Annotated in this window: 21 protein-coding genes and 3 tRNA genes; 12 read left to right on the forward strand and 12 right to left on the reverse strand. The window is 71.9% G+C overall.

Annotated elements, in window-relative coordinates:
- The 5 genes from VF825_RS15590 to VF825_RS15610 form a co-directional block, all read right to left on the reverse strand.
- On the reverse strand, positions 1-430 hold a 430-nt coding region (locus VF825_RS15590; RefSeq protein ID WP_331114957.1), incomplete at its 3' end, for a CbiX/SirB N-terminal domain-containing protein.
- Positions 431-437: 7 nt separating this feature from the next.
- A complete protein-coding gene (locus tag VF825_RS15595) occupies positions 438-1,760 on the reverse strand; it encodes a sulfate adenylyltransferase subunit 1 (protein ID WP_331114959.1) in 1,323 nt (440 codons plus the stop codon).
- Positions 1,760-2,707 carry a sulfate adenylyltransferase subunit CysD gene (gene cysD, locus VF825_RS15600; protein WP_331114961.1) on the reverse strand — a complete coding sequence of 316 codons (948 nt, stop codon included), beginning with the start codon at positions 2,705-2,707 and terminating at the stop codon, positions 1,760-1,762. Before cysD ends, VF825_RS15595 begins: the two co-directional genes overlap by 1 nt.
- The gene (locus VF825_RS15605) at positions 2,704-3,432 is read right to left on the reverse strand and encodes a phosphoadenylyl-sulfate reductase (protein ID WP_331114964.1); all 729 of its coding nucleotides are present in this window, start codon (positions 3,430-3,432) and stop codon (positions 2,704-2,706) included. Before VF825_RS15605 ends, cysD begins: the two co-directional genes overlap by 4 nt.
- Positions 3,429-5,120, reverse strand: coding sequence for a nitrite/sulfite reductase (locus tag VF825_RS15610; RefSeq protein WP_331114966.1), 1,692 nt, complete (start codon positions 5,118-5,120; stop codon positions 3,429-3,431). The genes VF825_RS15605 and VF825_RS15610 overlap by 4 nt, the downstream gene beginning before the upstream one ends.
- A 332-nt stretch (positions 5,121-5,452) precedes the next feature.
- On the opposite strand from VF825_RS15610, the gene VF825_RS15615 reads away from it, so the two are divergent.
- From VF825_RS15615 to VF825_RS15645, 7 genes are all read left to right on the forward strand, one after another.
- Positions 5,453-6,292, forward strand: a complete 840-nt coding sequence (locus VF825_RS15615; protein WP_331114968.1) for an oxidoreductase — start codon at positions 5,453-5,455, stop codon at positions 6,290-6,292.
- Positions 6,293-6,319: 27 nt separating this feature from the next.
- Entirely contained in the window at positions 6,320-7,354 is a 1,035-nt protein-coding gene (locus VF825_RS15620) for a PHP domain-containing protein (protein WP_331114970.1), read from the forward strand.
- A gap of 143 nt (positions 7,355-7,497) precedes the next feature.
- Positions 7,498-7,570, forward strand: a tRNA-Glu gene (locus VF825_RS15625).
- 22 nt (positions 7,571-7,592) lie between these two features.
- A tRNA-Asp gene (locus VF825_RS15630) sits at positions 7,593-7,666 on the forward strand.
- Positions 7,667-7,886: 220 nt separating this feature from the next.
- Positions 7,887-9,383: an NAD(P)/FAD-dependent oxidoreductase gene (locus VF825_RS15635; RefSeq protein WP_331114972.1), complete on the forward strand. Its 1,497-nt coding sequence runs from the start codon at positions 7,887-7,889 to the stop codon at positions 9,381-9,383.
- A 39-nt stretch (positions 9,384-9,422) separates the two neighbouring features.
- Positions 9,423-10,085 (forward strand): potassium channel family protein, encoded by a 663-nt coding sequence (locus VF825_RS15640; RefSeq protein ID WP_331114975.1) that lies wholly within the window; start codon positions 9,423-9,425, stop codon positions 10,083-10,085.
- A 137-nt stretch (positions 10,086-10,222) separates the two neighbouring features.
- Positions 10,223-10,299 (forward strand) — tRNA-Phe (locus VF825_RS15645).
- Between the two features lie 159 nt (positions 10,300-10,458).
- On the opposite strand, the gene VF825_RS15650 is transcribed toward VF825_RS15645, so the two are convergent.
- A complete protein-coding gene (locus VF825_RS15650) occupies positions 10,459-10,851 on the reverse strand; it encodes an SgcJ/EcaC family oxidoreductase (RefSeq protein WP_331114977.1) in 393 nt (130 codons plus the stop codon).
- A 105-nt stretch (positions 10,852-10,956) separates the two neighbouring features.
- Between VF825_RS15650 and VF825_RS15655 the strand changes: the two genes are divergently transcribed.
- A complete protein-coding gene (locus VF825_RS15655) occupies positions 10,957-11,901 on the forward strand; it encodes an RNA polymerase subunit sigma-70 (RefSeq protein WP_331114979.1) in 945 nt (314 codons plus the stop codon).
- A 162-nt stretch (positions 11,902-12,063) separates the two neighbouring features.
- Here VF825_RS15655 and VF825_RS15660 read toward each other — a convergent pair whose 3' ends face one another.
- On the reverse strand, positions 12,064-12,516 hold the full coding sequence (locus VF825_RS15660) for a DUF4232 domain-containing protein (protein ID WP_331114981.1): 453 nt from the start codon (positions 12,514-12,516) through the stop codon (positions 12,064-12,066).
- An 848-nt stretch (positions 12,517-13,364) separates the two neighbouring features.
- On the opposite strand from VF825_RS15660, the gene VF825_RS15665 reads away from it, so the two are divergent.
- The 3 genes from VF825_RS15665 (at position 13,365) to VF825_RS15675 (ending at position 17,076) form a co-directional block, all read left to right on the forward strand.
- On the forward strand, positions 13,365-14,009 hold the full coding sequence (locus VF825_RS15665; protein WP_331114983.1) for a class I SAM-dependent methyltransferase: 645 nt from the start codon (positions 13,365-13,367) through the stop codon (positions 14,007-14,009).
- Between the two features lie 232 nt (positions 14,010-14,241).
- A complete protein-coding gene (locus VF825_RS15670; protein ID WP_331114985.1) occupies positions 14,242-16,632 on the forward strand; it encodes an excinuclease ABC subunit UvrA in 2,391 nt (796 codons plus the stop codon).
- A 3-nt stretch (positions 16,633-16,635) separates the two neighbouring features.
- The gene (locus tag VF825_RS15675; RefSeq protein WP_331114987.1) at positions 16,636-17,076 is read left to right on the forward strand and encodes a VOC family protein; all 441 of its coding nucleotides are present in this window, start codon (positions 16,636-16,638) and stop codon (positions 17,074-17,076) included.
- On the opposite strand, the gene VF825_RS15680 is transcribed toward VF825_RS15675, so the two are convergent.
- Complete coding sequence (locus VF825_RS15680) at positions 17,069-17,764, reverse strand: SRPBCC family protein (RefSeq protein ID WP_331114989.1); 696 nt, start codon at positions 17,762-17,764, stop codon at positions 17,069-17,071. The two genes, VF825_RS15675 and VF825_RS15680, sit on opposite strands and share 8 nt — an antisense overlap.
- Positions 17,765-17,926: 162 nt before the next feature.
- On the opposite strand from VF825_RS15680, the gene VF825_RS15685 reads away from it, so the two are divergent.
- Positions 17,927-18,418: a hypothetical protein gene (locus VF825_RS15685; protein ID WP_331114991.1), complete on the forward strand. Its 492-nt coding sequence runs from the start codon at positions 17,927-17,929 to the stop codon at positions 18,416-18,418.
- 39 nt (positions 18,419-18,457) lie between these two features.
- Here VF825_RS15685 and VF825_RS15690 read toward each other — a convergent pair whose 3' ends face one another.
- From VF825_RS15690 to VF825_RS15705, 4 genes are all read right to left on the reverse strand, one after another.
- Entirely contained in the window at positions 18,458-18,973 is a 516-nt protein-coding gene (locus tag VF825_RS15690) for a GNAT family protein (protein ID WP_331114993.1), read from the reverse strand.
- A 29-nt stretch (positions 18,974-19,002) separates the two neighbouring features.
- Positions 19,003-19,845: an SMP-30/gluconolactonase/LRE family protein gene (locus VF825_RS15695; protein ID WP_331114995.1), complete on the reverse strand. Its 843-nt coding sequence runs from the start codon at positions 19,843-19,845 to the stop codon at positions 19,003-19,005.
- A gap of 51 nt (positions 19,846-19,896) precedes the next feature.
- Positions 19,897-20,292: a nitroreductase family deazaflavin-dependent oxidoreductase gene (locus VF825_RS15700; RefSeq protein ID WP_331114997.1), complete on the reverse strand. Its 396-nt coding sequence runs from the start codon at positions 20,290-20,292 to the stop codon at positions 19,897-19,899.
- Positions 20,293-20,406: 114 nt separating this feature from the next.
- Positions 20,407-21,315, reverse strand: coding sequence for an AEC family transporter (locus VF825_RS15705; protein WP_331114999.1), 909 nt, complete (start codon positions 21,313-21,315; stop codon positions 20,407-20,409).
- Positions 21,316-21,318 lie beyond the last annotated feature (3 nt).

Consider the following 21,318-nt stretch of genomic DNA (forward strand, 5'->3'; position numbering starts at 1 on the left):
CCCGGGCCGGCTCGTGGCTCGACCCGGCGGCGGCCAGGACCAACCCGTCGAAGGCGGCGCCGGACTCGGCGAGCCGGTCGGTCAGCGCGCGCAGCAGCAGCGTGCGGTCGCGCGGGTCGTCGGTGACCAGGCCGGGGGCGATGCCCACGTCGGCGATGCCGGTGACCCCGCTGGCGGCGACCGCGGTGGGCACGTCGGTGCCCAGGTGGTGGCCGGGGGTGAACAGCAGCGGCACGAGGCGGATGTCGTCGTGGCCGGCGGTGGCCAGGTCCTGCAGCGCCACGTCCGGCGCGGGGTCGGTGAAGTCGAGGTGGCACGCTCGCACCTCGACCCCGGTGCGCCGGCGGACCGCGGCGACGAGCTCGTCGACGACGAACGCGGCGCGGGGGTCACGGCTCCCGTGGGAGAGCAGCAGGACTGCCGGGCCCATGATCGCCTCAGATGTCCCACTCGTCGTCGCGCAGGGCCTCTCCGCCCAGCGGGTCGCCGACCATGCCGGCGGCCAGGGTGGCACCGGACTGCGGGTCGATGAGCAGGAACGCGCCGGTGCGGCGGCTCCTGGTGTAGGGCTCGGCCACCACTGGGTCGGCGGTACGCAGCCGGATGCGCCCGATGTCGTTGAGCCCGAGGTCCTCGGCGGCGACGACCTTGACCTGGTCGAGGTCGAGCACGCCGTCGACGGAGCCGACGATGGCGCGCGTGGTGCGGGTCGTGTGCTTGAGCAGCACCCGGCCGCGCTTGCTCAGCGGCACGTCGGAGAGCCAGCAGACGGTGGCGACCAGGTCGCGGGTGGGTTCCGGCGCCGACGCGGCCGCCGAGATGAGGTCGCCGCGGGCGACGTCGACCTCGTCGGCCAGGCGCAGCGCCACCGACATCGGCGCGAACGCCTCGTCGAGCTCCCGTCCCGGGCCGCCGAGCTGCGGGCCGTCGATGCCGACCACGCGGGTGCGCCGGCCACTCGGCAGGACGGTCACCTCGTCGCCGACCCGGACGACCCCGGAGGCGACCTGACCGGCATACCCGCGGTACTCCCGGTGAGCCTCGTCGCGCGCGGCGCCCTGCGGGCGCAGCACGACCTGGACGGGGAAGCGGAACTCCTCCACGGCCGGGTCGTCGGCCACCGGCAGGGTCTCCAGGACCTCCAGCAGGCTCGGCCCGTCGTACCACTCGGTGCGCGAGGACCGGTCGACCACGTTGTCGCCCTCGAGCGCGGAGACGGGGATGGCGCGCACGTCGGGCAGGCCGAGCTCGCGGGCCACGTCGGCGAGCTGGTCCCGCACGCGGGCGAAGACATCGCCGTCGAAGCCGACGAGGTCGATCTTGTTCACCGCGACGATGACGTGCGGCACGCGCAGCAGCGCCGCGACGGCCAGGTGCCGGCGGGTCTGCTCCAGCACGCCCTTGCGGGCGTCGACCAGCAGCACCACGGCGTCGGCGGTCGAGGCTCCCGTGACCGTGTTGCGGGTGTACTGCACGTGCCCGGGGCAGTCGGCCAGGATGAACGAGCGCTCCGCGGTGGCGAAGTAGCGGTAGGCCACGTCGATGGTGATGCCCTGCTCCCGCTCGGCGCGCAGACCGTCGGTGAGCAGCGCGAGGTCGGCGGTGGCCAGGCCGCGGTCGCGGGAGACCCGCTCGACCGCGTCGAGCTGGTCGGCCAGCACGGACTTGGAGTCGTGCAGCAGCCGGCCCACGAGGGTGGACTTGCCGTCGTCGACCGAGCCGGCCGTGGCCAGGCGCAGCAGGGTGGGCTGGGCGGTCATCAGAAGTAGCCCTCCTTCTTGCGGTCCTCCATGGCGGCCTCAGAGATCCGGTCGTCGGCCCGGGTCGCGCCGCGCTCGGTCAGCCGGGACGCGGCGACCTCGACCACGACGTCGCCGACGTGGGTGGCGTCGGACTCCACCGCGCCGGTGCAGGACATGTCCCCGACCGTGCGGTAGCGCACCTGCTTGGTCACGACCCTCTCGTGCTCGCGGGGCAGGGAGTACGGCCCCACCGCGAGCCACATGCCGTCGCGGTGGAAGACCTCGCGCTGGTGGGCGTAGTACAGCGGGGGCAGCTCGATGGCCTCGCGGGCGATGTAGCGCCACACGTCCAGCTCGGTCCAGTTCGACAGCGGGAAGACGCGCACGTGCTCGCCGGGGCGGTGGCGGCCGTTGTAGAGGTTCCACAGCTCGGGCCGCTGGTTGCGCGGGTCCCAGGCGCCGAACTCGTCGCGCAGGCTGAACACGCGCTCCTTGGCCCGGGCCTTCTCCTCGTCGCGGCGGCCGCCGCCGAAGACGGCGTCGAAGCGGTGGTCGGCGATGGCGTCCAGCAGCGGCTGGGTCTGCAGCGGGTTGCGGGTGCCGTCGGTGCGCTCGGCCAGGCGGCCGTCGTCGATGTAGTCCTGCACCCGGGCCACCTCGAGGCGCACCCCGAGCCGCTCGACCGTGCGGTCGCGGTACTCCAGCACCTCGGGGAAGTTGTGGCCGGTGTCGACGTGCAGCACCGGGAACGGCACCGGCGCGGGCCAGAACGCCTTGGCCGCCAGGTGCAGCATGAGGACGGAGTCCTTGCCGCCGGAGAACAGCAGCACCGGCCGCTCGAACTCGGCGACGACCTCGCGGATGATGTGGACCGCCTCGGACTCGAGCGCGTCGAGGTGGTCCAGGGCCAGCCGCCTCGAGCTGGCGCGGCCGGCGGTCTCGTTCAGGGTCTGCGTCTGGCTCATGTGTGGATCCCGCACTCGGTCTTGTCCTTGCCGCTCCAGCGCCCGGACCGTGGGTCGGCCCCCGGGGCGACCTTGTGGGTGCAGGGTCCGCACCCGATCGACGGGTAGCCCTGCGCCACCAGCGGGTTGCGTGGCAGGTCGTGCTCGGCCTGGTAGGCCTCGACGTCGTCGTCGGTCCAGGCCACCAGGGGGTTGACCTTGACCAGGTCGTGCTTGTCGTCCCACGCGACGGCCGGGGTGCCGGCCCGGGTCGGGGCGTCCACCCGGCGCACGCCGGTCACCCAGGCGGCGTGGCCCTCCAGGGCCCGCGCGAGCGGCTCGACCTTGCGCAGGAAGCAGCACAGGTTGGGGTCGCGGTCATGCAGCTTCTCGCCGTACTCCTCGTCCTGCTCGGCCACGGTCTGGCGGGGCAGCGCCTCGACGACCGTGATCGGCAGCCGGCGCGCCGCCTCGTCCCGGGTCTGCAACGTCTCGGCAAAGTGGTACCCGGTCTGCAGGAACAGCACCTTGACGCCGGGCGAGGCCTCGGAGAACAGGTGCGGCAGGATCGTGTCCTGCATCGAGGAGGCCACGAGGAGGTCCTCGCCGAACTGTTCGACGGCCCACCGGGCGACCTCGGCCGCCGGGGCTCCCTCGAGGCGCTCGTTGGCCGCGGCGATCGCCTCGTCCCGCTCGGCGGGGGTCAGGGCCGACCAGTCCAGGGCGGTGGTCGTGGGGGTCGTCATACGAGCAGCTCCTCATCCGCGCGCAGCGCCCAGGTCGCGAAGCGCTCCCCGGGCTCCCGGTCCTTGACGAAGTTGCGCACCACCCGCTCGATGTATGCCGGGGCCTCCGCCGCGGTCGTCTTCAGCCCGCGCACCTTGCGGCCGAAGCCGGCGTCGAGGCCGAGGGTGCCGCCGAGGTGGACCTGGAACCCCTCGACCTCCTCGCCGTCGGCGTCCTGGACCAGCTGGCCCTTGAGGCCGATGTCGGCGACCTGGATGCGGGCGCAGGAGTTGGGGCAGCCGTTGACGTGGATGCTCAGCGGGACGTCGATGGCGTCGATGACGTCGGCGAGGCGCTCCTCGAGCACCCCGATGGTGCGGGTGGCCATGCCCTTGGTGTCGACGTAGGCCAGCTTGCAGAACTCGATCCCGGTGCAGGCCATGGTGTGCCGGCGGAACACCGACGGGTTGGCCTCCAGCCCGAGCGCGGCGAGCTTGCGGGTGAGCGTGTTGACCCGACGCCTGGGCACGTCGAGCACGAGCAGCTTCTGGTGGGGTGTGAGCCGGACGCGCTGCGAGCCGTAGGACTCGACCAGCTCGGCCAGCTCCAGCAGCAGGGTGCCGGAGACCCGGCCCACGGTCGGGGCGACCCCGACGTAGAACTTGCCGTCCTTCTGCTCGTGGACGCCGACGTGGTCGCCGCGGTCCGGCGTCGGCTCCGGCGCGGGCCCGTCGGGCAGCGCGCGGCCGAGGTACTCCTCCTCCAGGACCTCGCGGAACTTCTCCACGCCCCAGTCGGCGAGCAGGAACTTCAGCCGGGCCTTGTGCCGCAGTCGGCGGTAGCCGTAGTCGCGGAAGATCGAGGTCACCGCGGCCCAGACATCGGGCACCTCCTCCTCGCGGACGAAGACGCCGAGGCGCTCGGCCAGGCGCGGGTTTGTCGACAGGCCGCCGCCGACCCAGAGGTCGAAGCCGGGGCCGAGCCGGGGGTGCTGCACCCCGACGAAGGAGATGTCGTTGATCTCGTGCACGACGTCGTTGGTGAGCATGCCGGTGACCGCGGACTTGAACTTGCGCGGCAGGTTGGAGAAGTCGGGGTTGCCGACGTAGCGCCGCTGGATCTCCTCGATCGCCCAGGTGGGGTCGAGCAGCTCGTCCTTGCTGATGCCGGCCACCGGGGAGCCGAGCACCACGCGCGGGCAGTCGCCGCAGGCCTCGGTGGTCAGCAGGCCGACGCCCTCGAGCCGCTCCCAGATCGCGGGGACGTCCTCGACCCGCACCCAGTGCAGCTGGATGTTCTGCCGGTCGGTGATGTCGGCGCTGTCCCGGGCGTAGTCGCGGGACACCTCGCCGATCGCCCGCAGCTGCCCCGTGGTCAGGGCGCCCCCGTCGACCCGCACGCGGAGCATGAAGTACTCGTCCTCGAGCTCGTGCGGCTCGAGGTGGCCGGTCTGCCGGCCGTCGAGGCCCTGCTTGCGCTGGGTGTAGAGCCCCCACCAGCGGAACCGGCCGTGCAGGTCCTCGGTCGGGATGCTCGCGAAGCCCTGCTTGCTGTAGGTCTGCTCGATGCGCGCCCGAACGTTGAGGGCGTCGTCCTCGCGCTTGAACCGCTCGTTGGCGTTGAGCGGCGTGGTCTCGCCGAGGGCCCACTGGCCCTTGCCACCGGTGGTCTCGCGGGCACGGGTCGCCCGGTCAGCCGTGAGAGTCATAACCAAAAGTTTGCCATGACCCAACGTGGACTAATGAATCCGTGTCACGATCCGGGATGCCCAAACCCGACGAAAGTGGTAGGAAATGCCGCGGCCGGGACCCCGCTCAGAGGGCCCCGGCCGCGACGTCATCGCCCCCCGTCAGGGCAGGTAGGACATCGGGTTGGGCACCGTGACGACGACCGGGAACCTGCTGTGCTCCATGGGCACACCTTTCGTGACGGGCCAACGACCGAGTTTCGCACCGGGACGAAGGTCCCGCACCACGTCAAGGTGACAAGTCGGCATACATGCTTGTGGCTCCCACCTGAGGGTGCCGCAGACTGAGCCCCATGACGTCCCCCGACCCCGTCCTCATCACCGGTTGCTCGTCCGGCATCGGCGCGGCCACCGCACTGATGCTGGTCCGCGCCGGCCACACCGTCTACGCCACCGCCCGGCGGCCCGAGACGCTGGCCGACCTCGAGATCGCCGGGGCGCGCATCCTGGCCCTGGACGTCACCGACGAGGAGTCGATGGCCGCGGCGGTCAAGGCCGTCGAGGAGGAGCACGGCAGTGTCGGCAGCCTGGTCAACAACGCCGGCTACGGCGAGTACGGCCCGGTCGAGGAGACCGACCTGGCGCGGGTGCGCACGATGTTCGAGACCAACGTCTTCGGCCTGTCCCGGCTGACCCAGCTGGTGCTGCCGGGGATGCGCCGGGCCGGCCGTGGCCGCGTGGTCAACATCAGCTCGATGGGCGGGCGGATCGTCTTCCCCGTCGGCGGCTACTACCACGCGAGCAAGTACGCCGTGGAGGCCATCAGCGACGCCCTGCGCGTGGAGGTCAAGCCGTTCGGGATCGACGTGGTGGTGGTCGAGCCGGGGCTGATCCGGACCGGCTTCGAGGACCGCGTCAACGAGGGGCTCGCCTCCGACGCCGGGCTCACCTCCGGCCAGAGCGCGTATGCCGAGCTGCTCACCAAGAGCGAGAAGGCCACCGCCGAAAGCTACTCGGCGCGGCTGGCGGTCGGGCCGGACGCCGTGGCCAAGGTCGTGCTCAAGGCGATCGAGGCCGACCGGCCGCGCACCCGCTACGTGGTGACGCCGGCGGCCCGGGCGATGATCGCGCTGCGCCGGCTCGGCGGCGACCGGGTCTGGGACACCTTCGTCCGGGCCCAGTTCAAGCTCTGAGTCGGCGCCCTGGGCTAGTTTCGGGGCATGGCTGAGCACCCGGACCTCGAGCCCGCCGAGGCGTTGCGCCGGATCGCGTTCCTGCTCGAGCGCTCCCGCGCCGGCACCTACCGCGTCAAGGCCTTCCGCGGGGCCGCGGCGACCGTGCGGGCGACCGATCCCGAGGAGCTGCGCCGGCGCGCCGAGGTGGGGTCGCTGACCGACCTGCCCGGCATCGGCTCGGCGACCGAGGCGGTCATCCGGGAGGCGCTGGAAGGCGAGGTCCCGGCATACCTGAAGTCGTTGGAGGACAAGGCCGCCGGGCCGCTGGTGACCGGCGGCGAGAAGGTGCGGGCGGCGTTGCGCGGCGACCTGCACTGCCACTCCGACTGGTCCGACGGCGGCTCGCCCATCGAGGAGATGGTGGTCACCGCGATGGAGCTCGGCCACGACTACCTCGTGCTGACCGACCACTCCCCGCGGCTCAAGGTGGCCAACGGCCTGAGCGTGGAGCGACTGACCAGGCAGCTCGGGGTCATCGCCGCCGTCAACGAGCACCTCGACGGGCGGTTCCGGCTGCTCAAGGGGATCGAGGTCGACATCCTCGACGACGGCGAGCTGGACCAGACACCGGAGATGCTCGGTCGGCTCGACGTCGTCGTCGCCTCGGTGCACTCCAAGCTGAAGATGAACGCCGGGCCGATGACGACGCGGATGGTGGCCGCGGTGTCCAACCCCCGGGTCAACGTGCTGGGCCACTGCACCGGACGCCTGGTCGAGGGCGAGCGCGGCATCCGCGACCAGAGCAGCTTCGACGCCGCGGCGGTGTTCGAGGCGTGCGCCGCCCACGACGTGGCCGTGGAGATCAACTCCCGCCCGGAGCGGTGCGACCCTCCGGACGAGCTGCTCGCGATGGCGCTCGAGACGGGCTGCCTGTTCTCCATCGACAGCGACGCCCACGCGCCCGGACAGCTGGACTTCCTGGCCTACGGCTGCGAGCGCGCGCAGCGCCTCGGCGTCCCGGTCGAGCGCATCGTCAACACGTGGGAGGTCGACCGCCTGCTGGCCTGGGCACGCCCCTGAGCAGGCGGTTTCGTGCTCAGGAGGGGGCGGAACGACCCATTTTGGTGATCGGGGCATTCCTCCCCTATGCTTTCCGAGTCCTCGACGGATCCGAGCTGGTCGCTCGACAGCGGCGGGGGTCCTGAACAGGTCGAAAGATCCAGGTCCCCATCGTCTAGCGGCCTAGGACCCCGCCCTTTCACGGCGGTAGCACGGGTTCGAATCCCGTTGGGGATACGCAGTAGTCTTGCATCATCTAGGCCCCGTAGCGCAGTTGGTTAGCGCGCCGCCCTGTCACGGCGGAGGTCGCCGGTTCGAGCCCGGTCGGGGTCGCTCTTCCTGCCAGAGCGTCCAGCGCCACTCCCCCCTCGGGAGTGGCGCTTTTCGTTTGCCCGCAACGGGTTCGCGGTCGATACCGCATCGTTGCCCGGCTTGTGACGCATCAGCGATATGGTCGGCGAACCCGACAAACCGGACAGGCGTGCGGGGCCCCGGCGCCCTGAGCCTCCGGCGCTTGTCGCCCGTCCCCTCCGTCTGCCCGAGGTAGGTCAACGTGACAGTCGCGGTCATCGGCGCCGGGTTCGCCGGCCTGGCCACAGCCAAGGTGCTGCGCCAGTCCGGCTTCGAGGTCACCGTCTTCGACAAGGCCCCCGACGTGGGCGGCGTGTGGAGCAGCACCCGCCGCTACCCGGGGCTGCGCACGCAGAACAACAAGGGCAGCTACCGGCTCTCCGACCACCCGATGCCGCGCTCGTTCCCGGAATGGCCGACCGGGGAGCAGGTCCAGGCCTACCTCGGGGGCTACGTGCGCCGGTTCGGCCTTCAGGAGTGCCTGCGCCTCGGCACCGAGGTCATCGGCACCCGGCTGCTGGCGGACGACAGCGGGTGGGAGGTGACCACCTCCGACTCCGACGGGGCCCTGGTGACCGGGACCTACGAGCAGCTCGTCGTGGCCAACGGGACCTTCTCCGTCCCCGCACCGCCGACGCTGCCGGGAGCCGCCGAGTTCCGGGCCGCCGGGGGTCGCATCGTCAGCACCAGCAACCTGCACGACGTCGAGGAGGCCCGCGGGCAGCAGGTGGTCGTGCTCGGCTACGGCAAGTCGGCGTGTGACGTCGCCGTGCCGGTCAGCGACGTCGCGGCGAGCACGACCGTGGTCGCCCGGGAGCTGCTGTGGAAGATGCCGCCGAAGATCAAGGGCGTCCTCAACTACAAGTACCTGATGCTGACCCGGCTGGGCGAGGCGCTCTTCCGCTGGATCGAGCCGACCGGCGTGGAGGCGTTCCTGCACGGCCGGGGCAACGGGCTGCGCCGGCGGATGCTCGGCAGCGTCGAGGCGGTCACCACGGCGCAGCTGGGCCTGCGCGAGCTCGGCCTGGTGCCGCACGGCTCGTTCGAGGACATCGCCCGCAGCACCGTCTCCCTGGCCACCGAGGGCTTCTTCGAGCGGGTCGGCGCCGGCACGATCCGGGTGCACCGCGACCGGGTCGTCGAGCGCCTGCTGGAGAAGGACGGCCGACCCCACGCCGAGCTGAGCGACGGCACCCTGCTGCCGGCCGACCTGCTCGTGTGCGGGACGGGGTTCCGTCAGGAGGTGCCCTTCCTCGACCCGGCGATCCAGCGCCGGATCACCGACCAGGACGGCAACTTCCAGCTGTGGCGCCAGATCCAGCCGCTGTCCGTGCCGCGGCTGTTCTTCGCCGGCTACAACTCCTCATTCTTCAGCCCGCTCAGCGCCGAGATGGCCGCGGTCTGGATCGCCGACCTGCTGCTCGGCGGGCACGAGGTGCCGCCGCTGGAGGAGCGCCGCGCCCATGTCGAGCGACGTCTGGCCTGGATGCAGGAGCGCACCCGCGGGCACCACGCCCGGGGGACCAACATCATCCCGTTCTCGATGCACAACATCGACGAGATGCTCGATGACACCGGGCTGAATGTCGGCCGGGCCACGCGCGCGCTGCAGTGGCTGCGGCCACTGGACCCCGCGGCATACCGCTCGGTCACCCGCCGTCTGGTGCGTCGCAGCCGGAGCGCGGCCAAGCGGGCGTAAGGGCCACGCCGGGCGACGCCCCGGTGCCACACTCACAGGGTGGGCGAGAGCGCGCCGCCACCGCGGGTGGCCCGGGACCGGTATGACGCGGTGCTCGGGCTGCTGGTGCTCGGGTACCTGCTCTCGGCCATCTCGGTCGCCGGCCTGGGGCGGGTGCTGACGGGTGCGGTCTACCTCGGGGCGCTCGTCGTCGCGTGGGCCTCCTCGGTGCTGCGCCGGCTCCGGGGTCAGCTGGCGGCCGCGGCCCTGCTCGTGCTCGCGCTCCCGGTGGCGGTCGCGCGCCTCTCCGGCGCCGGGCAGACCGCGGACGTGCTGGGCAGCCTGTGGCTCTCGCTGGTGCTGCTGCTCACCCTGGTCACCATCGTGGGCCGGATCCTGCAGCACGACGAGGTCAGCCTGCAGACGCTCTTCGGCGCGCTGAGCGCCTACCTGATGATCGGGCTGATCTTCGCCTCCTGGTACGCCGCGCTGCAGACGATCGGCAACGGCACCCTGTTTGCCGGGACGCGGGACGCCAACGGCAAGACCCTGCAGTACTTCAGCTTCATCACCCTGACGACGACCGGGTACGGCGACTTCGTGCCGGCCACCGACATCGCCCGGGCGGTGGCCGTGCTGGAGGCGCTGATCGGGCAGATCTTCCTCGCCACGCTGGTCGCCCGGCTGGTGTCCTCCTTCGCGGGCCGGCGACGCCGGACCTGAGTGGCTGTTCGCCGTGGGGCCGGCCGGCGCCCCCGGCGTCGGCGACACCCCCGTGGATGGGCTATCCTCGTGCCGTCGCGGACGTGCTCCCCTGCATCCCTTTCGCAGGTTCGGGCCTCCGCGAATGCATTGCCCACGGCCAGGTAGCTCAGTTGGTACGAGCGTCCGACTGAAAATCGGAAGGTCGGCGGTTCGACCCCGCCCCTGGCCACCACAAACCCGCAGGTCAGAGCACTGGCCCGCGGGTTTCGTGCTTCTCGGGCCAAGGTAGGCCTCTGGCGGCGTCGTTGAGCACCGTGACCATCCCGGCGTCGACGCCGACGTTCGGCCCCTCAGTGGGGGTGCGGAAGGGCCCGCGCCCCCACCGGCTGGTTCAGTGCGCTGGGCAGTTGCTGTAGGCCGAGACCTTCCAGCCGTCATCGGTGCGCACCAACACCCACGTGGCCAGCCGTTCCCTCTCGCTGGGCAGGGTGGCCTCCCCGGCCATGACGATGCCGGCCAGGCTGTTGATCACGCAGACATCGTCGGTGACGAATCGGATCGACTGCGGGTCGTCGACCCCGCGGCTGCCCTTGAGCGGGCCTGCGAAGGCAGTGCTCATGTGCTGGCGGATCTGCTCCCGGTCGGCGGCATAGGAGCCGGCCATGGAGACCGTGGCGTCCGACGTGTAGCTCTGCACGAACGCGTCCGCATCGTTGGCTTTCCACGCCTCGTAGAGGTTGTCCAGCACCGAGAGGACGTCGGATTGAAGCGAGGTGATGCTCATGCTCTGGGCCTTTCCTTGGTCGGAGCAGACCTCGTTCGGGCCTGCTCTGTCATGTACTCGGCAACGGGCCCGAACTCATCGCGAACTCTGGATACTGTTCGATTCATGCCAGAAGGCGTGGCCGTCGGGTCGGACCAGCTTGAGGCCATCCGGCCCCAGGTGCTGCTGTACTGCTACCAGATGCTGGGCTCGCCCTTCGACGCCCAGGACGCGGCGCAGGAGACCTTGCTGCGCGCGTGGCGCCACGGGGACAGCTACGACGCCTCACGCGCTTCGCTGCGGACCTGGGTCCATCGCATCGCCACCAATGTGTGCCTGACGATGCTCACCGCTCGGCAAAGGCGGCCCCTCCCCGCGGACCTCAACCCGCCCGGACTCGACCCCGCGGCGCCGCTGGTCCCGGACTTCGAGACGCCGTGGCTGCAGCCAGCACCGTCCTCGTGGTTCGCCACCGGCCAGGACGACCCCGCAGCGCAGGCGGTGGCACGCGGGGACCTCCGCATCGCCATCACGGCTCTCCTGCAGCAGCTGCCCGCCCGCCAGCGCGCCGCGCTGATCCTGCGGGACGTCCTCGGCTTCACCGCCCAGGAGACCGCAGGCCAGCTCGACCTCACGGTGGCGGCCTGCAACAGCGCCCTGCAACGGGCCCGAGCCTCGCTCCCGCTGAAGCGACAGCGCCCGGGCACGTCCTCGACCGAGGAGCGGCAGGCAGTGCAGCGTTACGCCGCCGCGTTCCTGGCCGCCGACGTCGAGGCGCTCGTCCGTTTGGTCAGTCATGACGTCCGCTTCGAGATGCCGCCGGTGCCAGCCTGGAGCGTTGGTGTCGAGCCGTATGCCGCCTTCATGCGCCACCTGTTCGCGTGGCGTGGCCCCGACTGGCAGGCCTCGCCACTGCTCGTGAACGGACAACATGGTCTGGCCGTGAGCCGCCTCGTCAGCGGCGTCCCAGAGCCGCACACGATCCAGGTCTTCGACCTTGACCCCGCCGGCCGGATCAGTCACGTCCTCGTCTACCACGACCCGGCCATCTTCCGGCTCCTCACCAGCTAGCCGGGGGGCTGGCTGTCCGGCCCAGCACGAGGACCCCAGAACGAGGACACTGCGTCATCCGAGGCCTCGGCCCCAGGTGGGTGCCCGCCGCGTCGGCTACGAAAACCGTTGTCCCGTAGCCGGATCGCAGTGAAAAACGGCCGCGGTGCTCCGCTTCGCTGATCACGACGGGAGTACCGCGGCTGCAGTGGCCTCGACCGGAGAGACGTCCACGACCTGTCCCGGATCTGCAGGCCCGCCAAGGCAGTAGGACAGGCTCCCGACCCCGTCACCCGTAGGACCGCTGAGGGCAGCTGTGCCGGCTACGAGCCGGACCTGCACGGACGCCGCATCGCTGACCACCCCGGCGTCGCAGCGGTACTTGGCGATCTCGAAGTACGCGTGTGCCATGGGCCTCAGGAGCACCGGCGCCGGCCGGGCATGCGTGACGTACGGCGACCGGCTGGCGGTGTACCGGAACGGCAGCGTGGCCCCCTTGCTGTCCAGGAGGGTCACCGTCGGGTAGCCAAGGATGCTGCAGGCGACCGCGCCCACGTTCGTCACCGCGAACACGAGGGCGTGCTCGCCGGTCATCGGCGAGACGAGCGGCCCCGGCTCCAGCCGAAGAGCCGACATGGAGCAGGAGTGACCCGCGGTGTCAGGAAGCGCCGTGGCAGCCGTTGACGGTATGCCGTGTCCCTCGCCTTGCCGTCCGAGGCGCTCCACTGACAGCCGCCCGGGCGCCAGGGACCGTGTGCAGGAGGGGGCATAGACCGGCACCGCTGCCCCTCCCAGATTTCGCACCGTCACGCTCACGGCCGCATCGCCTCCGCCGAGTCGAACCTGGAGGCGAAGGCCGGGCCCGGGGTTTGGGCCGCAGAAGGAGGGCTCCCAGACGAGTCCGCCAACGGCTGACGCGCCGGTCGGGAGAAGGAACGTTGCCGGGGTTCCACACGCCAGCTGACAGAACGCACCCACCACCGTGCGCACCGGGAGCGGCTGCCCGTCCGCCGTCGTCAGGCGGATCGACGGTGAGCTCGACAGCGCGCAGGCGGGTCCGTGGTTGGCCATGGTGATCCGGCCGACGAGCTCTGCCGCGGCGTTGCGGTGCGTGGGGTCACTGCCATAGCCATACGCTCCGGCCTCCCACTCGGCGGACGGGCGAAGCTGGCTCAGACTGCACGCCGGCCCCTGCACGGGCCCTGGACGTGAGACGGCCGGCAGCGGCGAACGGACGGCGGCCGGCGAGGGCGGCCTGGTCTGTGGCGAGGCCGTCACGCGGTGGCTTCCGCAGGCAGACAGCGAGGCCACCAGCACGCCGATCGCCGCGGCGGACAGCAGGGAACGCATCGTGGACCCAGGCATCGACCAACCACCCCTCCCAGACAGGTCACCGTTGAGACGCTCGAACAGGCGGTTCGGTTGGAAGGCGGCCGCACGCAGTTTCGTCGTGGCTGGGGCCGGGGCGTCGGTAGGGTCTGGCCGTGCGCGACGACGGGTGGGTGACGGATGCGCGCGACTCGTATGACCGGGTCGCCTCCCCCTACGCCGAGCTGACCCGCGGCGCGTTCGACCGGCTGCCGTTCGAGCGGTCGGCGCTAGACCTCTTCGCCCAGCGTGTCCTCGCCGCCGGCGGCGGGCCCGTGGTCGATGCGGGTTGTGGGCCGGGCTGGCTCACGGGACACCTGGCGCGCCAGGGCCTCAAGATCACCGGTGTCGATCTGTCCGCCGCGTTCGCCGAGATCGCTCGCACCAACCACCCCGGGCTGACCTTCTCCGTCGGGTCCATCACCGCCCTTCCGCTCGGGGACGAAACCCTGGCGGGCCTGGTGTGCTGGTACGTGCTCCACCACGTCCCGGACAGTGACCTTCCCGGTGTCCTCGCCGAGTTCCATCGCGTGCTTGCGCCGGGGGGCCAGCTGCTCATCGGTGGGCACACAGGCGAGGGCTCCTACCTCAAGACCGAGGGGTACGGCGGCCTCCCCATGAAGGTGCTCATCACCCGCCGGACCAACGACGTGCTCACCGGCCTGCTGCGCGACGCCGGCTTCGCGGTCGAGGCCCAGATCGCACTCGACCCGGACGAACCCCGCTCCAACGGCATCGTCTTCGCCCGGCGCGACGGCTGACCAGAGGATCAAGAATCGAGAAGCGCCGGGCACCGAGCTGCGCCTAGCGTGGCCGTGATGGACCGATGGCACCCGCCCCGGCCGGCGTGGGCGGGGCCGACATCGCCATACAGGTGGACCGCGGTCCGTTGCCGCGGCCGCACGGACGAAGTAGAACCAGACGTACTGCTCGAGGCGGGTCAGCTCGAGCGAGGCGCCGCCGCCGGCGGCCCGCCCAACCGAGGGAGACAGGATGAGCGGCACCACGAAGACGGGCTCGCAGCCGCCCGAGGGGCACGTCGCCGACACCCACGACCTGATCCGCGTGCACGGCGCGCGGGAGAACAACCTCCGGGACATCAACGTCGAGCTGCCGAAGCGTCGGCTGACCGTCTTCACCGGCGTCTCGGGCTCGGGCAAGAGCTCACTGGTCTTCGCGACCATCGCCGCCGAGTCGCAGCGCCTGATCAACGAGACCTACAGCGCCTTCGTCCAGGGCTTCATGCCGTCGCTGGCGCGTCCCGACGTCGACCTCCTCGAGGGGCTGACCACGGCGATCATCGTGGACCAGGAACGGATGGGCGCCAACCCGCGCTCGACCGTCGGCACCGCGACCGACGCCAACGCGATGCTGCGCATCCTGTTCAGCCGCATCGGCACGCCGCACATCGGTCCCCCTACCGCGTTCGCGTTCAACGTCCCGACGCGCGTCGCCAGCGGCGTGATGAGGACCGAGAAGGGCGGACGGGAGGAGAAGACGGTCGTCCGCGGCGCGGTCTACCAGGGCGGCATGTGCGCCCGCTGCGAGGGAATGGGGTCGGTCAACGACTTCGACCTCACCGCGATCTACGACGAGTCGAAGTCGCTGTCCGAGGGAGCGCTGCTCGTCCCCGGCTACAGCATGGACGGCTGGTACGGCCGCATCTTCAGCGGCGCCGGCCTGCCCATGGACAAGCCGGTCGGGACCTTCACGCCGAAGCAGCTCCAGAAGCTCCTCTTCGGCGAGCCGGAGAAGATCAAGGTCGACGGCGTCAACCTCACCTACGAGGGCGTCCTCACCAAGGTGCAGAAGTCCATGCTGTCCAAGGACCTCGAGGCGATGCAGCCGCACGTGCGTCGCTTCGTCGAGAGGGCGGTCACCTTCACCACGTGCCCGGACTGCAACGGCACGCGCCTGTCGAAGGAGGCACTGTCCTCCAGGATCAGGGGCAAGAACATCGCCGACCTGTGCTCGATGCAGATCAGCGACCTGTCCGAGTGGCTGCGGGACCTCGACGAGCCGTCGGTCGCCCCGCTGCTCCGCGGGCTGCAGCACCTGCTCGACTCGTTCGCCGAGATCGGCCTGGGCTACCTCTCGCTCGAGCGCCCGGCAGGAACGCTGTCCGGCGGCGAGGCCCAGCGCACCAAGATGATCCGTCACCTGGGGTCCTCGCTCACCGACGTCACCTACGTCTTCGACGAGCCGACGATCGGCCTGCACCCGCACGACATCGCGCGGATGAACCAGCTGCTGCTCCAGCTGCGCGACAAGGGCAACACGGTGCTCGTGGTCGAGCACAAGCCCGAGACGATCACGATCGCCGACCACGTCGTCGACCTCGGACCGGGAGCGGGTACGGCGGGTGGCACCGTCTGCTTCGAGGGCACCGTCGAGGGACTGCGCCAGAGCGACACCACGACCGGGCACCACCTCGACGACCGGGTGAGCCTCAAGGAGTTGGTGCGCCCGGCGTCCGGCGCGCTGGAGGTCCGCGGCGCATCGACCCACAACCTGCAGAAGGTCGACGTCGACATCCCGCTCGGGGTCCTCTGCGTCATCACCGGCGTCGCGGGATCCGGCAAGAGCTCGCTCATCCAGGGGTCGGTCGCGGACGGTGAGGGCGTCGTGGTCGTCGACCAGGGCGCGATCCGCGGCTCCCGGCGGAGCAACCCAGCGACCTACACCGGTCTGCTCGAGCCGATCCGCAAGGCCTTCGCCAAGGCCAACGGCGTCAAGCCGGCGCTCTTCAGCTCCAACTCCGAGGGCGCCTGCCCCGCCTGCAACGGAGCCGGCGTCATCTACACCGAGCTCGGTGTCATGGCGACCGTCGAGTCGACGTGCGAGGAGTGCGAGGGCCGTCGCTTCCAGGCCGCCGTTCTGGAGTACACGCTTGGCGGGCGCAACATCGCCGACGTCCTCGCGATGTCGGTCGACGAGGCCGGCGTGTTCTTCGGGGACGGTGAGGCGAAGACCCCGGCCGCGCACAGGCTGCTGACCCACCTGGCCGACGTGGGCCTCGGCTACCTCAGCCTCGGCCAGCCGCTCACCACGCTCTCCGGCGGGGAGCGGCAGCGGCTCAAGCTGGCCACCCACCTCGGCGAGAAGGGCGGCGTCTACGTCCTCGACGAGCCGACCGTCGGCCTCCACCTCGCCGACGTCGCCCAGCTGCTCGGCCTGCTCGACCGGTTGGTCGACTCGGGCAAGTCGGTCATCGTCATCGAGCACCACCAGGCGGTCATGGCCCACGCCGACTGGATCATCGACCTCGGCCCCGGCGCCGGCCATGACGGTGGCCGAGTCGTCTTCGAGGGTGCGCCCGCCGACCTGGTCTCCTCCCGCTCCACCCTCACCGGCGAGCACCTCGCGGCCTACGTGGGCGCCTGACCCATGGTGTTCTGGCAGCTGACGATCGACGCGAACGACCCCGCCCTGCTCGCGCGGTTCTGGTCGGCAGCCCTGGGCTACCAGCCGGTGCCATCCGCCGAGCCACAGACCACCTGGAACGCGCACTACCGGAGCCGGCTCGGCGGCCAGGACGCGTTCGGTGACCGGCTCTTCGACCCGGAGGGGCTGCGCCCGCCGCTGTGGTTCCAGCAGGTGCCGGACACGAAGGCGGGCAAGAACCGGGTCCACCTCGACCTGTATCCCACGGGCCGTGACGACACCCTGACCCTGGACCGACGGGTCGCGCTCGTCGAGGCGAAGGTGGCCGAGCTGGTGGGACTGGGCGCCAGGGTGGAGCGCCGGACGGGTGGAGAGGACCCGGAGGACCCCTACTACTACGTCGTCATGCTCGACCCGGAGGGCAACGAGTTCTGCGTCAGCTGAGCCCGGACGGCGTCACCGCCCCCGGCGACCGGCCCTCGACGCGGCGCTTGAGGTTGGCGAACTGCCGGGTCTGCATGACCCAGTGCGAGGGCTCCAGCACCAGGACGCTCATCAGCGGCTGGAGCCAGCGCGGCCGCAGCGACCAGTAGCCGCTGACGACCAGCCGGGTGCGCTGCCCGGGCAGCTCCGTGAGCTGGAAGGACCAGGTCGAGTCGGTGAACCGCGCCGGCCGCTCGCCGGCGGGGTCGAACGGGCGCCCGCGCAGGTCAAGGGACATCCGCAGGGCCAGGAAGCGCTCCGGCTCCAGCGCCGCGACCTCCCACCACTGGCTCCCGTCAGGCTTGGCGGCGAACCGGTCCCCCACCTCCACCGCCTGCCACTCCGGGTGCAGCCGGCTCGTGCTCCGGCGGCCGAAGTTGTCCAGGCGGTCCCAGCTGTACCACCCGCCGCGATCCGTCCCCATCTGCGCCAGCCACGGCCAGACCCGCGCGGGTGGGGCATCGATCGTCGTGGCCATCGTCGCGGCGCGGGCGCCGCCGGGGACGATGTCGCGCCCGGGGAAGTCCGCGCCCACCTCGGCGTCGGTCGCACCCCAGCGCAGCAGCCGCGGACGGACCACCAGCAGGTATGCCGCGCCCGCGGCGCCCGCTTTCAGCGCCGCCGTGGCGAGGGGATGCCTCCGGCCCATGTCCCCACGGAATCCGGTGGCGGCGGACCGGGTCAGGGGAGAACGTCCCGCTCCTGTCCACCTCGGTGCGGGTTGTGCAACCGGCCGGTGGCGGGACGATGAGGTGGGCCCCGCCACCGCGCGGCGCCACGACCCCGGCCGGTGGCAGAGACGAGGACGGCCATGAACGTCACAACGGGCGCCAAGCCGTCGCGGCGGGCTCGTGCTGCCGGGATCTACGGCACCATCGTCACCGCCTCGGTGCTGGCGACCGCCGGGGGGAACCTGCGACCCGCGCTGCTCGAGGTCCTGGTGTTCGTCACCCTGCTGGTCTACTGGGTGGCCGAGGTCTACGCCGAGATCCTGGCCGAACACATCCACGCCGGCCGGCTCCCCCGACGCCGGGAGTTGCGCGGCCTGGTCGGGGCGACCTGGCAGCTGGTGGCCGCGTCATACATCCCCCTGATCGTGCTGGGTGTGGCCGCACTGCTGGGGGCCACCCCCGTGGTCGCGAGCTTCCTTGCCCTGGCGGTCGCGGTGGTGCTCCTGGTCATCCACGGGCTGACGGCCGGCCGGGCGGCGGGGCTGACCGGCTGGCGCCTGGCCGGGAGCACCGCGACCGCCGGCCTGTTCGGCATCGCCATGGTCGCGCTCAAGGCGCTCGTCACGCACTGACCGTCCACCAGAGCCGCACCCGGCCGGCGCCGGCCGCGGTCAGTCCGTGCTGAGCCGCTGGAACAGCACGCAGTCCCGCCAGGCGCCGCCGAGGTGCAGGTACTGCGGGGCGCGACCGTACTCGACGAAGCCGTTGCGCAGCAGCACCCGCTGGGAGGCCACGTTGGCCGGCTGGGTCTCGCCCTGCACCCGGTGGAGGGCCAGCGGACCGAACGCCAGCGCGAGCGCGTCGGCCACCGCCGCGGTGGCGAGGCCCCGACCGGTGCGGTCGGCGCTGACCCAGTAGCCGACGCTCGCGGACTGGAACGCCCCGCGGATGATGCTGTTGAGGTTCAGCGTGCCCGCGAGCTCGCCCGCGGCGTCGAGGATGACCATCGGCACCCGGCGCCCCGCCGTGTGCTCCGCGAGCGCGTGGACCGCGGCCTCGCGCTGCCGCTCCACGGTCAACCAGTCCCCGTCACGGTGCGGCGAGGTCGCGGCCAGGTGCTCCCGGTTGCGCTCGAGCAGGTCGGTCAGCGCGGGGACGTCGTCCAGGGTGAGCAGTCGCGTGGGCACCGCCGCACCCTACGCTCGCCGCGGCCCGCTCAGCCGGCGTAGGGCAGGACCGGCAGGCCGCGCACCCCCGGCTGGACGGCGAACACCGAGCCCGCCTGCGGGTCCTCCCCCTCGGGCAGGTTCTCCCGGGATGTGGTGACGAACAGCGTGCCGAGGTCCTCACCGCCGAACGTGCAGGCACTGACCTGTGCCGCGGGGATCTCCACGACCTCGCTCAGGGTGCCGGACGCGTCATACCGGTGGACGGCGGAGCCGCCCCACAACGCGACCCACACCCCGCCCTCGGCGTCCACGGTCAGGCCGTCCGGTCCACCGCCCTCAACCGTCGTGAACCGGCGGCGCCCCACGAGGTGGTCGTCCACGTCGTCGAAGACGTCGATCCGGCCGGTGAGGCTGTCGACGTAGTAGGCCAGGGTCCCGTCCGGCGACCACGCGATGCCGTTGGAGATGCCGACCGAGTCCAGGACCGTGGTGCGCCCTCCGTCGGCGCCGATGCGGAACAGCCGGCCCCGCCCCGGCGCGGCGTCGTAGCCCATCGTCCCGGCGTAGAGCGTCCCGGCCGGGGAGCAGCCGCCGTCGTTGAACCGCACGCCCGGGTCGGACCAGACCTCGGGCAGGGCGCGGACCGGGCCGTCGGGGCTGTCCGCGAGCCCCAGACAGCGCTCGAGGGCGACGACGAAGCCGCCGCCGGTGCGCGGGCGGTGAAAGGCCGCGACGTCGCCGACGTGGAGCCGGTCCACACCGTGGTCACGCAGCGTCAGCAGGTCACCGCGGGTCATGTCGACCCAGCGCAGCCCGCCCCAGGAGGGCGACCACGCCGGCCCCTCCGCGTGGTAGGCGATCGGTCCGGTGACGTTCTCCACGGCGAGCATGCCGACGAACCTATGACCCCGGCGGGGTCGCGACCCTGCCGGGTCCGGCGCTCACACCCGGCGCAGCCGGAGGAACCCGGGGAAGTTGAGGCGGCGGATCACCAGACGCTCGAAGTGTCCCGCGGCGGCGAGGGCGACGTCGGTGCCGACGAGCTGGGGGTCGGTGAGCCGCAGCTCGCGCCCCTTCCAGCGCAGCCCGCAGCCGCCGGCGGCCAGGACGTTCTGCACCCAGTTGGTCTGCGTCCCCCAAGGCAGGCAGATGACGAAGCCGTCGCCGGTCACCAGCACCGCCACCGGGATCGCGTAGGCGCGCCCGCTGCGCCGGCCGCGGTGGCGCAGCACCGCCCACGCCGGGAACCAGCGGTGCCCCGCCAGCCGCGCCGCCAACGGGGCCGTGGCCTTGACCAGCCGGGCCGGTGGCTTGCGGCGGTTCGCGTCCTCGCTCATGACACCCTCCCTGCGCCGCCCCAGGGCGACGCATCCAGCCAAGCACCGGCGCGGCCCCGGCGGAAGGGACGCGGGTATGCCGTGTGGCCGGGTCAGCGGGTGGGTGCGGGCCGGTCAGCCCAGGGCCCAGCCGACGAGCGCGAGGGTGGCCATCGACGCGGCCGTCGTCACGACCACGGTGCGGCGGGCCACCGGCGCCCCCTGGCCGTACTCGCGGGCGAAGATGTAGGTGTTCTGGGCGGTGGGCAGCGCGGCGCAGACCACGAGCGCCAACAGCTCGACGCGGCCGAGGCCGAGGGCGAGTCCCACCAGCCAGGCCACCAGCGGCTGCGCGACCAGCTTGAGGGCCGACAGCAGCGCCACCTGACGGCCCTCGCCGTGCAGGGCCGGGCCGCGCACCGTCAGCGACAGGCCCAGCGCCACCAGCGCGGACGGCACCGCAGCGGCGCCGAGCAGGGCCAGCGGACCGGCCACGACGGCGGGGGCCCGCCAGCCGAACGCCGAGCAGAGCGCGCCGGCGGCCAGGCCGATGATCACCGGGTTGCGCAGCGGCAGGGTCAGCAGCCGGGTCGGGTGCAGCGCCCGCCGGTCGCCCGCCCGGTCCAGCAACACGAGGACCAGTGGCGTCACGACGAGGACCTGGAAGAGCAGCACGCCGGTCAGGAACGAGGCATTGCCGAGCACGTGCAGCGCGACCGGGATGCCGAGGTTCGCGGAGTTGACGTAGCCGGCGGCCATCGCCCCGATCGTCGACTCACCGTCCTTGCGGCCGAACGCGACGCGGCTCAGGGCGAACCCGGCTCCCATGACGCAGACGGTGCTCACGGCGAAGGCGAGGATGCCCCGCCCGCTCAGTGACAGCGACGTCCGCGACAGCGAGGTGAACAGCGCCGCCGGCATGGCCAGGTGGAACACGAAGCTGCCCAGGACCCGGTCGGCGTCGGAGCCCCCGAGCAGGCGGAAGCGTCCGGCGAGGTAGCCGAGCAGCGTCAGCGCCCAGATGGGGACGAACGCCGAGAGCACCCG

The sequence above is a fragment of the Oryzihumus sp. genome, assembly GCF_036391795.1.
In the GTDB taxonomy this organism is placed as follows: Bacteria; Actinomycetota; Actinomycetes; order Actinomycetales; family Dermatophilaceae; genus Oryzihumus.